Genomic DNA, 14,760 nt, shown 5'->3' on the forward strand with positions numbered 1-14,760 from the left:
ACAGGATGTGACCATGCCCGAGATGCCGGAGGTGCAGGGGCTCGTCGAGTTCCTCGGTGAGCGCGCTGTCGGCCGTGACATCACGAGGACGAGCGTCGGAGCGATCGCGGCGCTGCGCACCTACGATCCCCCGATCACCGCGCTGCACGGCGCGACGGTGACGGGTACGGCGCGGCACGGAAAGTTCGTCGACCTGGTCTGCGGCGAGGAGCTGCATCTGATCTTCCATCTCGCCAAGGCCGGCTGGATGCGCTGGTACGAGGCGCTGCCCGCGACCCTCATCCGCCCAGGCAAGTCACCGATCGCGCTGCGCGTCGCCCTCGACGACGGCAGCGGCTTCGATCTCACAGAGGCGGGCACGAAGAAGTCGCTCGCGGTGTACGTCGTCCGCGATCCTCAGGACGTCCCCGGCATCGCTCGGCTGGGTCCCGAGCCGCTGGACGATGCCTTCACGCGGGATGCCTTCGCTGCGCTCCTGGAGGGGCGGAGGATGCAGATCAAGGGCCTGCTGCGTGACCAGAACGTCATCGCGGGGATCGGCAACGCATACAGCGACGAGATCCTGCACGCGGCACGGATGTCGCCGTATGCGATCGCCGGGAAGCTCGATGCCGCTGAGGTCGATCGCCTCTACGCGGCGATGCAGTCGACCTTGCGGGATGCCGTCGCCACCGCCTCAGGAAAGCCGCCCGCCGAGCTGAAGGACGCCAAGCGGAGCGGCTTCCGGGTGCATGCCAGGCGCGGTGAGGAGTGCCCGATCTGCGGGGACACCGTCCGCAGCGTGTTCTTCGCCGATCGGAGTCTCGAGTACTGCCCGACCTGCCAGACCGAGGGGAAGATCCTCGCGGACCGGCGACTGTCGCGGCTGCTCAAGTAGCGGTGTCAGGCAGTCCGCCGACTCCCCTTGATCCTGGTGCATCCCGTCACGGAATGAAATCAGCGCACGGGCGTTGACTACACTCAGAACCAGCACACGTGCTCCGGGGTCGGTGAGAATCCGAACCGGCGGTGACAGTCCGCGAGCGTTCCGGGAATCCGGGATGCCGATCCGGTGGAATTCCGGGACCGACGGTGATGCGAGGACACCCTCGCTAGTCCGGATGAGAGGAAGCACGATGCGCGCACGCGCGCATCCCGCCACCCCGGAGCCTCGACGAAGGACGACGGATGGCAGTGACCGAGGCCGAGAGCCGGGCGATGAGCCGTGCCATCGAACTCGCCGCCCGCGGCCCGCGAGGCGTGAATCCGCAGGTCGGAGCCGTGATCCTCTCCCCCGACGGCGCGATCCTCGCCGAAGGGTGGCACCAGGGCTCGGGAACGGCGCACGCCGAGGTCGACGCCCTCTCGAAGCTTCCTCCCGGCGGCGCCAGCGGCGCCACGGCGATCGTGACGCTGGAGCCCTGCAACCACACCGGTCGCACCGGACCGTGCGCGGTCGCGCTGATCGAGGCCGGGGTGGGGCGCGTCGTCTATGCGCTCGACGATCCGGTCGCAGGTCACGACGGCGGCGGCGAGCGACTGCGTGCCGCAGGCGTGAGCGTCGAGTCGGGCGAGCAGGCGGATGCCGCCCGTGAGGTCATCGCCGACTGGCTGGCCGTGCAGCGCCTCGGCCGTCCACATGTGACAGTCAAGTGGGCCCAGAGCCTCGACGGCCGCGCCGCAGCGGACGACGGGACGAGCCAGTGGATCACCGGCCCGGCGGCCAGGGCCGACGTGCACCGCCGACGGGCGGCATCCGACGCGATCGTCGTGGGCAGCGGGACCCTCCTCGCCGACGACCCTGCGCTCACCGCGCGCGACGGCGACGCCCTCTTCGCGCACCAGCCCGTCCCCGTCGTCATCGGCGCACGGGCGATCCCCGACGATGCCGCCGTGCACAGGCATCCGCACTCGGCCTTGCACTTCGCCACCCACGATCTGCATGCCGTCCTCACCGAGCTCGGTGCGCGCGGATTCCAGCGGGTGTTCGTCGAGGGCGGCCCCACGTTGGCCAGCGCCTTCATCACCGCGGATCTCGCCGACGAACTGCTCGCGTACATCGCCCCCGTGCTGCTGGGCGGCTCCCGCCTCGCCCTCACCGACATCGGGGTCGGCAGCATCGCCGAAGCCCGCCGCCTCACGATCGACGAGTGGGTGCCGCTCGGCGCCGACCTGCTGGCGATCGCGCACCCCGAAGCCTCGATCGAAGGAGCATCCTGATGTTCACCGGAATCATCACCGAGATCGGCGAGATCACCGCCATCGCCCCCTCCGGAGACGGATGGCGGCTGACCGTCCGGGCGCCGGGCGCCGCATCGGATGCCGTGCACGGCGAATCCATCGCGGTATCTGGCGTCTGCCTGACGGTCGTCGGATCGACAGCCGATTCCTTCGATGCGGACGTCATGAAGCAGACGCTGGACGTCTCCGCACTCGCGGCGGCGGCGGTGGGCACGCGGGTGAACATCGAGAAGGCGATGCCGGTCGGTGCGCGTCTGGGCGGCCACATCGTCCAGGGCCATGTGGATGGCATCGGGCGTGTGCTCGAGGTACGGCCCGGTGACGAGTGGAGCGTGCTGCGCATCGGCATCCCGGATGCCATCGCGCCGCTGGTCGTCGACAAGGGATCGATCTCGATCGATGGCACCTCCCTCACCGTCAGCGCGGTGAGCGCGCCTTCGACCGGCTCCGGACACTGGCTGGAAGTCTCGCTCATCCCCGAGACGCTCGGCGCCACCACGCTGGGCGCCCGCGCCGTCGACGATCTCGTGAACCTGGAGACCGACATCCTCGCCCGTCACGTCGAGCGGCTGCTCGCGTTCAGGGCCTCTACAGAAGGGGGCTCGCGATGAGCCTGGCCAGCATTCCCGACGCTCTCGACGCGCTGCGCGCCGGCCGTCCCGTGATCGTCGCGGACGACGAGAACCGGGAGAACGAGGGCGATGTCATCCTCTCCGCCGAGCTCGCGACCCCCGAGTGGGTGGCGTGGACGGTGCGCTGGTCGTCGGGCTTCATCTGTGCACCGATGCCGGCCGATCTCGCCGACCGGCTGAACCTGCCGCCGATGGTCGAGGCCAATGAAGACGCCCGCTCGACGGCGTACACGGTGAGCGTGGATGCCGCCGAAGGCGTCACCACCGGCATCAGCGCCCACGATCGCGCGCACACGCTGAACGTCCTCGCCTCGCCCTCCTCGACGCCGTCCAGCGTGATCCGCCCGGGCCACGTGCTGCCGCTCCGAGCGGTGGACGGCGGCGTGCGTGAACGCAGCGGCCACACGGAGGCTGCTGTCGAGCTGATGAAGCTCGCCGGCCTCCGCCCGGTCGGGGCGATCGCCGAGATCGTCGCCGAAGACGGCAGCATGATGCGTCTTCCAGGCCTCCTCGAGCTCGGCGAGCGCGACGGCATCCCCGTGATCACGATCGAGCAGCTGATCGCGTATCTCGACGAGATCGACCCGCTGGACGAGCCTTTCGGCCAGAGTCAGGATGGTCGCCGACGCGTGAGCCTGCGCGCGGACGCCACGGTTCCCACCGAGCACGGCGAGTTCCGCTTCCTCGCGTACAAGGATCGCGTCACCGGGACCGACCATATCGCCGTCGTCTCGGGCGAGCCGGGTGAGACGGCGCTGGTTCGCGTGCACTCGGAGTGCCTGACCGGCGAGGCGTTCGGCTCGCTCAAGTGCGAATGCGGCCCGCAGCTGGACGCCGCGTTGGACGCCATCGAGCAGGACGGCGGGGTCGTCATCTACATGCGCGGTCACGAAGGCCGCGGGATCGGCCTGATCAACAAGCTGCGCGCCTACAGCCTGCAGGAGGAGGGGCTCGACACGGTCGATGCCAACCTCGCGCTCGGGCTGCCCGCCGATGCCCGCGACTACGCGGCGGCTGCCGGCATCCTCGGCGACCTCGGGGTGTCGAAGGTCCGTCTTCTGACGAACAACACCGACAAGGTCGAGCAGTTGCGCGAGCTCGGCCTGGACGTGATCGAGCAGGTGCCGCTCATCGTGGGCGTCGGCCCCAACAATCATCAGTACCTCGAGACCAAGCGTGACCGGATGGGTCACATCATCGGAGACGCAGAGCTCGCGAAGGCTCTCGCGGAAGGAAAGGACCACGCATGAGCGGCGCAGGAGCACCCACCCCTCAGACGTCCGTCGATGCGACCGGGCTCGATGTCGTCGTCATCGCCGGGACGTGGCACGACGTCATCACCGACGGTCTCATCGCCGGCGCTCAGCGCACCCTCGATGCGGCGCACGCGACCCACCGTCTCGTACGGGTGCCCGGTTCGTTCGAGCTCGCCCTCGCCGCGCAGGCCGCCTTCGCCGGCGGAGCGGATGCGGTGGTCGCACTCGGGGTCATCATCCGGGGCGGAACGCCGCACTTCGAGTACGTCTCGGCGGCGACGACGGACGGTCTGACCCGCGTCTCGTTGGACGCCGGCAAGCCCGTCGGGTTCGGCGTTCTCACGCTCGATGACGAGAAGCAGGGTCTGGATCGTGCGGGGCTCGAAGGCTCCAAGGAGGACAAGGGTGCGGAGGCGGCGGATGCCGCGATCCGCACGGCGCTCCTGGTGAAGCAGCTGCGCGGCTGACCCGGGTAGCGCTTCTTCTCGCCAAGGTCAGGCTGACCTTCGTGGCGAGAGGAGGCTGGCCCGCGTAGCGTGTGGCTCATGGAGACCCTGCGCCACATCGTCCTCTTCGTCCACCTCATCGGTTTCGCGACCCTGTTCGGGGCCTGGGCGGTGCAGGCGTTCGGCGGCAAGCGCGAGTTCACGCGGCTGATGTCGATCGGCATGACGATCGCGGCGATCGCCGGCTTGGCGTTGGCGGCTCCGTGGGGGCTTCCCGAGGGGGTGGAGATGAACTACGCCAAGATCGGCGTGAAGTTCGCGGTTCTCCTCCTCATCGGAGCGCTGCTCGGCATCGGCACGGGTCGTCAGCGCAAGACCGGGTCGGTGCCTGCGGCGATGTTCTGGCTCGTCGGCATCCTCACCCTCGTGAACGCAGGCATCGCCGCCATCTGGCGCTGATCGCCGTCTCGGGCTGATCGCCGCGTCGCGCTGATTAGCGGCGCGCACTGATCGCTTCGGCACTGATCGCTTCGGCACTGATCGCTTCGGCACTGGTCGCCGCCCACCGCTTCAGCCCACCGCCATCTCCGGCAGTCTGTGGCGGGGTGTACGCCAGCGCTGTTCGGGATCCCACCACGCGGGGCCGCGAATCTGCGGACGTCCGTCGCGCATGCGGATCTCCCACTCCGTGGTTGCCAGGTTCCGGTGATGCCACCAGCACAGCGGAACTCCGTTGTCGGTGTGCGTGGGCCCGCCGTGCTGATGTTCGATCACGTGGTGGATCTCGCACCAGGAGGCGGGCACGTGGCACCCGGGGATGAGGCATTCCTTGTCGCGCAGCACGATCGCGCGGCGCTGATGCACGGTGAAGATCCGATCGGTGACGCTGATGCCCACAATCCGTCCTTCGTCGAAGAGCACACGCTGGACACCGCCACCGCAGGCCGTGTGAGCAGCGACCGACAACGGCACCGGCGCCGCAGATCCCGCCACCGTCGCCCAGCCCTCGCCCGTAGCGAGATCCGCGGCATCGACATGGACCACGAGGGTCGGCGATGATCCGCCCAGCTTCGGCATCTCCTCGTGTCTCGCCGCGATGCCGAGCGCTGCGGCAAGCGCATCATGACGCTTCTGCGCGGCCGACCGTCCGTCGATCACGTTCCGCGGATCGCTGTTGAACGGATCCTCGCCACGGATCGTGTCGTCACGGATCGGACCGCGCTCACGACCGTCACCGCCATCGTCGTCCACGATGAACCGCACGCCTTCCGGCTCCGGCGCACCGCCGACCTTCGGGTTGTTGTAGGCATCGAAGATGAGCTGGAGCTGGGCGGCGACATCCGGCAGCAACGCGCCCTGCGCCCGGTGGAAACCTTCTCTCAACGGCCCGATGGAGAAACAGCGGCGTGCAATCGCCGCGCGATCCGACGGTTCCGCGCCATCGGGATCGAGCACCATCGCCCATTCGTAGGCGGCCTGCTTGAGATCCTCCGGCAGCGCGGCAGGCGCACTCCCGACACGCGCTGGCTCTCCCCCGCCGCTATCTTCGACATCGGGAGCGCTGGACAGGGAACCACGGGCATAGGCGGAGAGATCCGCATCCGCATGCAGACGCTCCTGCGTGCCGATCCGATGATGAACCTCTTCGAGGGGTGCCGTGGCCGCGAGCAATCCGCTCACCCCGACGACGCCATCCAACAGGGCCTCCCTCAACGCGGGCCATCGCGCGGGTTCCCGATCGCCCGAGCTGAGATTCACCGCTCGCCGCACCGCCCTGGCCGCCTTCCCGAACCGTGCGGCCTGGCCTGCATCGACACGCAGCACGCGCCGCACGAGCTCGTTCTCGCTTCGACACCCGAACACGTGCTCGAACCCCGGCTCGGTCGTGGAGAGCACCTCGACCACGACCGCTTCGACCAGCCGCAACGCACGCCCCGCCGCCGTGAGCACCCGCGCCCTCTCCGCCTGCGTCAGACCCGCGACCGCATCGTCGGACAGCACCTCGACGAGGCCGGTGATGGCCCGATCGAGGAGGTCTGCAGTGCGGTTCGTCATGCGCTCAGTCAACAGCAAGCCACCGACATCGATACGGAGAGAAAATACCCCTGAACAGGGAATGTGTGCATAGCTTTCCGAATACGGCGCCGGTGCAGGATGACTCCGCTGGAGCTTTCGTCGACGGACTCTGCCCGCGGCTATAGGAGCGCGTCACCGCGCTGAAGCTGGCGACGCTTCGGCAAGCTCAGCGAGCAAGAGAATGGAACACCACAGCGCTTCGGCTGGCTCAGCGAGCACAACCTGGGGCACCGGCGCGCTTCGACAAGCTCAGCGAGCAGGAGCGAGCCACCAGCTGCTTCGACGGGCTCAGCAAGCGCAGCCCCGACGCGACTCAGCGCGAGCGCGGCGCCGCCGTGCTTCCCCGCACCACGAGCTCGGTGGCCACGAGCGGCTCCTGCGCACGCTGCTCACCCGCGAGCTCGGCGAGCAGCGTATCGACGGCGAGCGCGCCGACGAGCTCCGGATGCTGCTGCACGGTGGTCAGCGGCGGCCACAGCTGAGCGGCTTCCGGGAGGCCGTCGAAGCCCACGACGCTGACATCGCGCGGCACGTCGAGACCCGCCTCACGGAACGCCCGCACGAGACCGATCGCCATCTGGTCGTTCGCGGCGAAGACGGCGGTGACCTCCGGATCCGCCGCCAGCGTCACACCGGCCCGGTACCCGGACTCCGCGCTCCAATCGCCGACGATGACCTCAGGCACCGGGGCGCCGTGCGCCTGCAGGGTGTTCTGCCACGCCTGCCGGCGCCGCTCTGCGGAGTACGAGCGAGCAGGCCCCGCGACGTGCCGCACCGTCCTGTGTCCCAGCTCGAGCAGGTGCTCCGTCGCGAGCCTCGCGCCCTGAGCCTGATCCGTGTCGACGAACGGGCGCTCGGACATCCGGCTGGAGTCGACGAACACGACCGGCATCCCGGCGGGCACCTCGACATCGGCTTCGTCGAGCTGGTGCGCCTCGATGACCATCACGACGCCGTCGACGGCATGCTCCTCGAGCTGCCGGAACGCTCCGACGACCGTCTCCTCCGCGCTCGGCGCGACCGGGATGAGCGTCAGCGCGTATCCCGCCTGCGCCGCGCGCTCGGCGATCGCGTCCAAAGTGCGCTGGTTGCCGTAGGAGCTGAACGTGAACATGACGACGCCGATGGCCCTGAAACGCCCTGACCGCAGCGCGCGAGCCGCGCTGTTCGGCCGGTACCCCAGGTGCTGCATCGCCGCGCTCACCTTGGCTCTGGTCGCCTCACCGACGTAGCCCCGGTTGTTCACCACCCGCGAGACGGTCTGCCCCGATACGCCGGCCTCGCGAGCGACGTCCTCCATCGACGGCTCGCGCCGTCGGAGGGGCGACTCTGCCGTGGGTTCCTGAGACACGTTTCCGTTCCGTTCAATGTGTTGACGTTGACACACTAGCATCGGGTGACATATGTTGACGTTGACATACGGCGCAGTCGCGCCCGGAACGTAAGAAGGTCTCGTCGATGACGACACACATCACCGCAGCCTCGGCGCCCATCGCCGGCGTACGGCGTGAGCGGCGCGATTGGAGGGGCTGGGCGTTCGTCGGGCCGTTCATGATCGTGTTCGCCCTGGTGTTCCTCACCCCGCTGCTCTACGCGCTCTACCTCAGCTTCTTCCAGGACAAGCTCGTCGGCGGAACGGCGTTCGTCGGTTTCGACAACTACGTCCGCGCTCTCACCGACCCGCAGTTCTGGGAGGCGTTCGGCCGGGTGCTGATCTTCCTCGTCGTGCAGGTGCCGATCATGCTCGCCCTCGCCCTCGGCGCGGCTCTCGCCCTGGACAGCGCACGCCTGAAGGGCGCCTCATTCTTCCGCATCCTGATCTTCCTGCCCTACGCGGTGCCCGCGGTCGTGGCCGTGCTGATGTGGGGATACATCTACGGCGACCAGTTCGGCCTCGCCGGCAACATCAACGACCTGCTCGGCATCGACGCGATCACGCCGTTCGCCAAGGAGTGGATGCTCGTCTCGATCGGCAACATCGTGACGTGGGAGTTCGTCGGCTACAACATGCTGATCTTCTACTCCTCGCTCAAGAGCATCCCGAACGACATGTACGAGGCGGCATCGCTCGACGGCGCGGGCGCCTGGCGCACGATCTTCTCGATCAAGATCCCCTCCGTGCGCGGGGCGCTCGTGATCGCGACGATCTTCTCGATCATCGGCAGCTTCCAGTTGTTCAACGAGCCGAACATCCTGCGTCCGCTCGCCCCGAACGTGATCACGACGTACTTCACGCCGAACATGTACGCCTACAACCTGTCCTTCTCCGGACAGCAGTTCAACTACTCGGCCACCATCGCGATCATCATGGGCATCATCACCGCCGTGATCGCCTATGTCGTGCAGCTGCGCGGCTCGAAGTCGGAGGTGCGCTGAGATGGCGCTCGCCCTGGATCGCTCCAAGCCCACGCGCTCGCATCTGAACCCGCGATCGTCCAAGACGCTGCTCATCGTCATGATCGTGTACGCGCTGTACACGCTCGTGCCGCTGGTGTGGCTGCTGTTCGCCTCCACCAAGACGCAGTCCGGTCTGTTCAGCTCCTTCGGCCTCTGGTTCTCCGACGACTTCGCCTTCTTCGACAACCTGGTCGCCACCTTCACCTACCGCGACGGGATCTTCCTGCGCTGGCTCGGCAACACCCTGCTGTACGTCGTCGTGGGAGCCGGCGGCGCGACGCTGCTGGCCACGATGGCGGGCTACGGCCTGGCGAAGTTCCGCTTTCCCGGGCGCCCCGCCGTGTTCGCGATCGTGCTCGGCGCGGTCGCCGTGCCTGGCACCGCCCTCGCCGTGCCGACCTTCCTGCTGTTCAGCGAGCTCGGGCTCACGAACACGCCGTGGGCGGTCATCATCCCCTCCCTCATCAGCCCCTTCGGCCTCTACCTGATCTGGGTGTTCGCGTCGGAATCGGTGCCGACGGAGATCCTGGAGGCCGCGCGCATCGACGGGGCCGGGGAGTTCCGCACCTTCTTCACGATCTCGATCCGACTGCTCGCACCCGGCATCGTGACCGTCGCGCTGTTCACCGTCGTCGCGACCTGGAACAACTACTTCCTGCCGCTGATCATGCTCTCCGACCCCGATTGGTATCCGCTCACCGTGGGCCTGAACCAGTGGAGCTCCCAGGCGATCGGCGCCGGTTCCCAGCCGATCTACAACCTCGTGATCATGGGGTCGCTGCTCACGATCATCCCGATCGTGATCGCCTTCCTCTTCCTCCAGCGCTTCTGGCAGTCCGGCCTCACCGCCGGCAGCGTCAAGGCCTGATCCGCATGCACCACCCATCCCGAAAGGACACAGCAATGAAGCACCTTCCCTCCCCCGCCGCACGGCGCGCGCTGGCGGCGGTCGCCGCGGGCACCGTCGCGGCCATCGCCCTCGCCGGCTGCTCGTCGAGCGGCGACGACACCGCGACCGGCGGCGACGGCGACGGCTCCTTCGCCTCCGTCGAGGCGGCCCTGGAAGCCGGCGGCGAGATCACCTACTGGTCGTGGACGCCCTCCGCCGAGGCGCAGGTCGCCGCGTTCGAGGAGGCCTACCCGAACGTCACGGTCAACCTCGTCAATGCGGGCACCAACAACGACGAGTACACCAAGCTGCAGAACGCCATCAAGGCGGGCTCCGGCGCTCCGGACGTCGTGCAGATCGAGTACCAGGCCTTCCCGCAGTTCTCCCTCACGGACTCCTTCGTCGACCTCTCGCAGTACGGCTTCGCCGACTTCGAGGACGACTACTCGGCATCCACCTGGAACTCCGTCACCGACGGCGACGCCATCTACGGCCTCCCGCAGGACTCCGGCCCCATGGCGCTCTTCTACAACAAGTCCGTCTTCGACGAGCTCGGCCTCGCCGTGCCCACCACCTGGGACGAGTACTACGAGGCGGCCAAGGCGATCCACGCGGCCGACCCGAACGCCTACATCACCAATGACATGGGCGACGCGGGCTTCGCGACCTCGATGATCTGGCAGGCCGGCGGTCAGCCGTTCCAGACCTCCGGCACCGACGTCACCATCGACCTGCAGGACGAGGGCTCGGTGAAGTGGACCGAGAACTGGAACCGCCTCGTCGAAGAGGGCCTCGTGGCCCCCACCTCGAGCTGGAGCGACGAGTGGTTCCGCGGCCTCGGCGACGGAAGCATCGCGACGCTCGTGATCGGCGCATGGATGCCCGGAAACCTCATCTCCGGAGCCCCCGACGGCGCCGGCGACTGGCGCGTCGCGCCGATGCCGACCTACGACGGCACCCCGGCGAGCGCCGAGAACGGCGGCGGCGGCCAGGCCGTGACCACCCAGAGCGAGAACCCGGAGCTCGCGGCCGGGTTCCTGTGGTGGCTGAACAACTCCGAGGAGAGCGTGGACATCTTCCTCGCCTCCGGCGGCTTCCCCTCCACCACTGCCGACCTGACCGACGAGGAGTTCCTCGCGGATGCTCCGGAGTACTTCGGCGGACAGAAGATCAACGAGGTCCTCGCCGCAGCGGCCGGCGACGTGGTCGAGGGCTGGAGCTACCTGCCCTACCAGGTCTACGCGAACAGCATCTTCGGTGACACGGTCGGCCAGTCGTACCAGAACGGTTCCGACCTGAACGAGGGCCTCACGGCCTGGCAGGACGCGCTCGTGCAGTACGGCAACGAGCAGGGCTTCGCCGTCAACAAGTAAGACCCCGGGGCGGGATGCTCCGCGCGCTTCGACAGGCTCAGCGAGCTCTGAGAAGCACAGGCTCAGCGAGCTCTGAGAAGCACAGGCTCAGTGAGCTGCGCGAGCGGAGCATCCCGCCCTTCCCCCTTCTTCCCCGAAAGCACAGCCCCGTGAGCACTTTCTCCATCGGCGAGACCGACTTCCTCCGCGACGGAAAGCCGCACCGCGTCCTCGCCGGCGCCCTCCACTACTTCCGCGTGCACCCGGAGCAATGGCAGGACCGCATCCGCAAGGCGCGCCTGATGGGGCTGAACACCATCGAGACCTACGTCGCCTGGAATGCGCACGAGCCGCGTCGCGGCGAGTGGGACGCGACCGGCTGGAACGACCTCGGCCGATTCCTCGACCTCGTCCAGGCCGAGGGCATGGACGCCATCGTGCGACCCGGCCCCTACATCTGCGCCGAATGGCACAACGGCGGGCTTCCGACCTGGGTCGACGCGGACGTCGACACGCTGCGCTCCTCCGACCCCGCCTACCTCGCCGACGTCACGCGCTTCCTGGAGCGCGTCTACGAGATCATCGCGCCGCGCCAGATCCACCGCGGCGGATCCGTCGTGCTCGTCCAGATCGAGAACGAGTACGGCGCCTATGGCTCCGACAAGGCCTACCTCGCCGAGCTCGTGCGCCTCACCCGCGCGGCGGGCATCGAGGTCCCTCTGACGACCGTCGATCAGCCCACCGATCAGATGCTCGCCGACGGCAGTCTCCGCGACCTCCACAAGACCGGCTCCTTCGGCTCCCGCGTGCCCGAACGTCTCGCGACGCTGCGCAGGCATCAGCCCACCGGCCCGTTGATGTGCTCGGAGTTCTGGGATGGCTGGTTCGACTGGTGGGGCGGCGTGCACCACACCACCGATGTCGACGCCGCGGCATCCGATCTCGACGCCCTGCTCGCCGCGGGCGCCTCCGTGAACATCTACATGTTCCACGGCGGCACGAACTTCGGTCTCACCAACGGCGCCAACCACAAGGGTCGCTACCTGCCGCTCGTCACCAGCTACGACTACGACGCGCCGCTCGACGAGGCGGGCAACCCGACCGCCAAGTTCTTCGCCCTTCGCGACGTCATCGCCAAGTACGCCCCGGTGCCCGATGAGGTTCCGGATGCCGCAGCCCCCGCGCCCGTGATCGAATCCGCCCTCGTCCCGGCCGGCTCCTGGACGCAGGCCGAGGCGACCTCCCGGCACGACGCGCCGCCGACGTTCGAGGCTCTCGACCATCTCAGCGCCCTCGTGCGCTACGACGCCGACCTTCCGGACGGATTCGCCGGCGGCATCCTGAGCGTCGACGAGGAGATCCGCGACCTCGCCTGGGTGAGCGTCGACGGGCAGCCCGTCGGCACGCTCGCGCGCACGAGACACGATGTCGCCCTTCGTCTTCCTGCCGGACGCGTCCTCAGCATCCTCGTGGAGGATCAGGGCCGCGTGAACTACGGACACCTCCTCGGTGAGACCAAGGGGATCATCGGGGCGCCGAGGATCGACGGCGCACCACTGCACGGGTGGCGCACCGCATCCCTCGACGTCGCCCGGATCGCGGACGACGTCGCGCAGCGCGAGGCATCCGAGGGCTCGGGGACGGCGCCGGGCGCCTGGACCGCCGCGTTCGATCTGGCCTCTCCCGCCGATCTCTTCCTCGACACGCGTGCCTGGGGCAAGGGCTATGCCTTCGTCAACGGCTTCTTCCTCGGCCGCTACTGGCGCAACGGCCCCACCCGGACGCTCTACGTCCCCGCTCCGGCCACCCGCGCCGGGGAAAACCGTCTCGTCGTGCTCGAGCTCGAGCAGCTGGCGGAGCCGGTCGCCCGCTTCATGGAGGCGCTCTCGCTCGGCGACCGCGAGGAGTGACCTGCGGGCGCAAGGCCCAGCAAACGCTCAGGAAGGCGTAAACTCCGGTGTGCTCTCGCCGAGGGAGCGCATGAAGGCAAGGAGATCATGAGCACCGCCACGAAACCCGCCAACCCTCGCTCGCGCGTCATCACGGCGAGCCTGGTCGGCACGACCATCGAGTTCTACGACTTCTACGCGTACGCGACCGCTGCCGTCCTCGTCTTCCCGGTCCTGTTCTTCCCGACCGGCGACGACACGACCTCGCTGCTGTCATCGTTCGCCGTGTTCGGCGCCGCGATGGTCGCCCGCCCGATCGGCGCGGTCGTCTTCGGCCACTTCGGCGACAAGTTCGGCCGCAAAGCGACCCTCGTCGCCTCACTGCTCACGATGGGCATCGCGACGTTCCTCATCGGCCTGCTGCCGACGTACCAGGTCATCGGCTGGTGGGCGGCGCTGCTGCTGCTGTTCCTGCGCCTCGCCCAGGGCTTCGCCCTCGGCGGCGAGTGGTCGGGGGCTGCTCTGGTCGCGACCGAGAACGCGCCCGCGGGCAAGCGCGCCTGGTACGGATCGTTCCCGCAGCTGGGCGCCCCCATCGGCTTCATCATCGCGAACATCCTCTTCCTCGCCATCAACTGGGCGCTGCCGCACGCGGACAATCCCGCGCTGAAGTCCGAGGCCTTCCTCGCGTGGGGCTGGCGCGTGCCGTTCCTTTTCTCGGCCGTGATGGTCATCGTCGGGCTGTGGGTGCGTCTCAAGCTCGTCGAGTCCGACACCTTCAAGAAGGCGGAGCAGAAGGGCACCATCCGCAAGCTGCCGCTCGCGACGGTGTTCCGTCATCACTGGAAGCAGCTCATCCTCGGCACGTTCATCATGCTGGCGACGTACGTGCTGTTCTACCTGATGACCAACTTCACCCTCACCTACGGCACCAAGGCCGCCGACCTCGAGACGGCATCCGCTGCCGCACAGGCGACCGCTGAGGCGAACGGCACCGCCTTCGACGCCGCCGCGTTCGCCGCACAGTTCTATCCGGGCCTCGGCTTCGGCTACACCGACTTCGTGCTCATGCAGATCATCGGCGTGATCTTCTTCGGCATCTTCACGCTGCTCTCCGGCCCCATCGCCGATGCGATCGGGCGCCGGAAGCTTCTGCTCTGGACGACCGGAGCGATCATCGTCTTCGGCCTCCTGTTCAATGTGTTCCTGCTCCCGCAGGCCGATCCGAAGTTCACCGGCGCGCTCGCGCAGGCGTTCCTCATCTTCGGGTTCGTGCTGATGGGCACCACCTTCGGCCCGATGGGGGCGCTCCTGCCAGAGCTCTTCCCGACGAACGTGCGCTACTCGGGCTCCGCCATCGCCTACAACGTCTCGTCGATCCTCGGTGCGGCCATCGCGCCGCTCATCGCGCTGGCCCTGTGGCAGGCGGGCGGAGGCGCACCATGGCTGGTGGGCCTGTACCTCTCGGCGATGGGCGTGCTGACCTTCATCGCGCTGATCTTCACGCCGGAGACGAAGGATCACGACTACGAAGCCGATCTGGGCGTCGCCGCCCAGCAGCCGTAGCCGCCTCGCCCGAAGGCCCCTTCCACATCGGGAGGGG

Annotated in this window: 13 protein-coding genes and 1 riboswitch; of the genes, 11 read left to right on the plus strand and 2 right to left on the minus strand. The window is 68.3% G+C overall.

The window, feature by feature from the left end:
* Positions 1–13 precede the first annotated feature (13 nt).
* From ACWGJP_RS01010 to ACWGJP_RS01035, 6 genes are all read left to right on the plus strand, one after another.
* Complete coding sequence (locus tag ACWGJP_RS01010; RefSeq protein ID WP_452327886.1) at positions 14–877, plus strand: Fpg/Nei family DNA glycosylase; 864 nt, start codon at positions 14–16, stop codon at positions 875–877.
* A gap of 95 nt (positions 878–972) precedes the next feature.
* A riboswitch (FMN riboswitch) is annotated at positions 973–1,117 on the plus strand.
* Between the two features lie 50 nt (positions 1,118–1,167).
* Positions 1,168–2,199, plus strand: coding sequence for a bifunctional diaminohydroxyphosphoribosylaminopyrimidine deaminase/5-amino-6-(5-phosphoribosylamino)uracil reductase RibD (gene ribD / locus ACWGJP_RS01015; RefSeq protein WP_452327887.1), 1,032 nt, complete (start codon positions 1,168–1,170; stop codon positions 2,197–2,199).
* Positions 2,199–2,831, plus strand: a complete 633-nt coding sequence (locus tag ACWGJP_RS01020) for a riboflavin synthase (protein WP_452327888.1) — start codon at positions 2,199–2,201, stop codon at positions 2,829–2,831. The genes ribD and ACWGJP_RS01020 overlap by 1 nt, the downstream gene beginning before the upstream one ends.
* Positions 2,828–4,102 carry a GTP cyclohydrolase II gene (gene ribA / locus ACWGJP_RS01025; RefSeq protein WP_452327889.1) on the plus strand — a complete coding sequence of 425 codons (1,275 nt, stop codon included), beginning with the start codon at positions 2,828–2,830 and terminating at the stop codon, positions 4,100–4,102. Before ACWGJP_RS01020 ends, ribA begins: the two co-directional genes overlap by 4 nt.
* The gene (gene ribH, locus ACWGJP_RS01030; RefSeq protein ID WP_452327890.1) at positions 4,099–4,575 is read left to right on the plus strand and encodes a 6,7-dimethyl-8-ribityllumazine synthase; all 477 of its coding nucleotides are present in this window, start codon (positions 4,099–4,101) and stop codon (positions 4,573–4,575) included. The genes ribA and ribH overlap by 4 nt, the downstream gene beginning before the upstream one ends.
* Before the next feature lie 78 nt (positions 4,576–4,653).
* Entirely contained in the window at positions 4,654–5,013 is a 360-nt protein-coding gene (locus ACWGJP_RS01035; RefSeq protein ID WP_452327891.1) for a Fe-S protein, read from the plus strand.
* Between the two features lie 111 nt (positions 5,014–5,124).
* Here ACWGJP_RS01035 and ACWGJP_RS01040 read toward each other — a convergent pair whose 3' ends face one another.
* Positions 5,125–6,609: a DUF222 domain-containing protein gene (locus tag ACWGJP_RS01040; RefSeq protein ID WP_452327892.1), complete on the minus strand. Its 1,485-nt coding sequence runs from the start codon at positions 6,607–6,609 to the stop codon at positions 5,125–5,127.
* A gap of 334 nt (positions 6,610–6,943) precedes the next feature.
* The gene (locus ACWGJP_RS01045) at positions 6,944–7,930 is read right to left on the minus strand and encodes a LacI family DNA-binding transcriptional regulator (RefSeq protein ID WP_452329476.1); all 987 of its coding nucleotides are present in this window, start codon (positions 7,928–7,930) and stop codon (positions 6,944–6,946) included.
* A gap of 158 nt (positions 7,931–8,088) precedes the next feature.
* Between ACWGJP_RS01045 and ACWGJP_RS01050 the strand changes: the two genes are divergently transcribed.
* The 5 genes from ACWGJP_RS01050 to ACWGJP_RS01070 all read left to right on the plus strand — a co-directional run bounded on the left by ACWGJP_RS01050 (position 8,089) and on the right by ACWGJP_RS01070 (position 14,723).
* Positions 8,089–9,006: a carbohydrate ABC transporter permease gene (locus ACWGJP_RS01050; protein ID WP_452327893.1), complete on the plus strand. Its 918-nt coding sequence runs from the start codon at positions 8,089–8,091 to the stop codon at positions 9,004–9,006.
* Between the two features lie 79 nt (positions 9,007–9,085).
* Complete coding sequence (locus ACWGJP_RS01055; protein WP_452329477.1) at positions 9,086–9,895, plus strand: carbohydrate ABC transporter permease; 810 nt, start codon at positions 9,086–9,088, stop codon at positions 9,893–9,895.
* Positions 9,896–9,930: 35 nt separating this feature from the next.
* A complete protein-coding gene (locus ACWGJP_RS01060) occupies positions 9,931–11,289 on the plus strand; it encodes an ABC transporter substrate-binding protein (RefSeq protein WP_452327894.1) in 1,359 nt (452 codons plus the stop codon).
* Positions 11,290–11,438: 149 nt separating this feature from the next.
* The gene (locus ACWGJP_RS01065; RefSeq protein ID WP_452327895.1) at positions 11,439–13,178 is read left to right on the plus strand and encodes a glycoside hydrolase family 35 protein; all 1,740 of its coding nucleotides are present in this window, start codon (positions 11,439–11,441) and stop codon (positions 13,176–13,178) included.
* Between the two features lie 87 nt (positions 13,179–13,265).
* Positions 13,266–14,723, plus strand: coding sequence for an MFS transporter (locus ACWGJP_RS01070; protein WP_452327896.1), 1,458 nt, complete (start codon positions 13,266–13,268; stop codon positions 14,721–14,723).
* Positions 14,724–14,760: the final 37 nt, after the last annotated feature.

The sequence above is a fragment of the Microbacterium sp. NPDC055903 genome (assembly GCF_053615555.1).

Bases quoted from the DNA above. Each gene is read 5' to 3' on its own strand.
- ACWGJP_RS01035 (WP_452327891.1), top strand. From the start codon at position 4,654: ATGGAGACCCTGCGCCACATCGTCCTCTTCGTCCACCTCATCGGTTTC.
- ACWGJP_RS01045 (WP_452329476.1), bottom strand. From the start codon at position 7,930: ATGGAGGACGTCGCTCGCGAGGCCGGCGTATCGGGGCAGACCGTCTCG.
- ribD (WP_452327887.1), top strand. From the start codon at position 1,168: ATGGCAGTGACCGAGGCCGAGAGCCGGGCGATGAGCCGTGCCATCGAA.
- ribA (WP_452327889.1), top strand. From the start codon at position 2,828: ATGAGCCTGGCCAGCATTCCCGACGCTCTCGACGCGCTGCGCGCCGGC.
- ACWGJP_RS01050 (WP_452327893.1), top strand. From the start codon at position 8,089: ATGACGACACACATCACCGCAGCCTCGGCGCCCATCGCCGGCGTACGG.
- ACWGJP_RS01020 (WP_452327888.1), top strand. From the start codon at position 2,199: ATGTTCACCGGAATCATCACCGAGATCGGCGAGATCACCGCCATCGCC.
- ACWGJP_RS01010 (WP_452327886.1), top strand. From the start codon at position 14: ATGCCCGAGATGCCGGAGGTGCAGGGGCTCGTCGAGTTCCTCGGTGAG.
- ribH (WP_452327890.1), top strand. From the start codon at position 4,099: ATGAGCGGCGCAGGAGCACCCACCCCTCAGACGTCCGTCGATGCGACC.
- ACWGJP_RS01055 (WP_452329477.1), top strand. From the start codon at position 9,086: ATGATCGTGTACGCGCTGTACACGCTCGTGCCGCTGGTGTGGCTGCTG.
- ACWGJP_RS01040 (WP_452327892.1), bottom strand. From the start codon at position 6,609: ATGACGAACCGCACTGCAGACCTCCTCGATCGGGCCATCACCGGCCTC.
- ACWGJP_RS01060 (WP_452327894.1), top strand. From the start codon at position 9,931: ATGAAGCACCTTCCCTCCCCCGCCGCACGGCGCGCGCTGGCGGCGGTC.
- ACWGJP_RS01070 (WP_452327896.1), top strand. From the start codon at position 13,266: ATGAGCACCGCCACGAAACCCGCCAACCCTCGCTCGCGCGTCATCACG.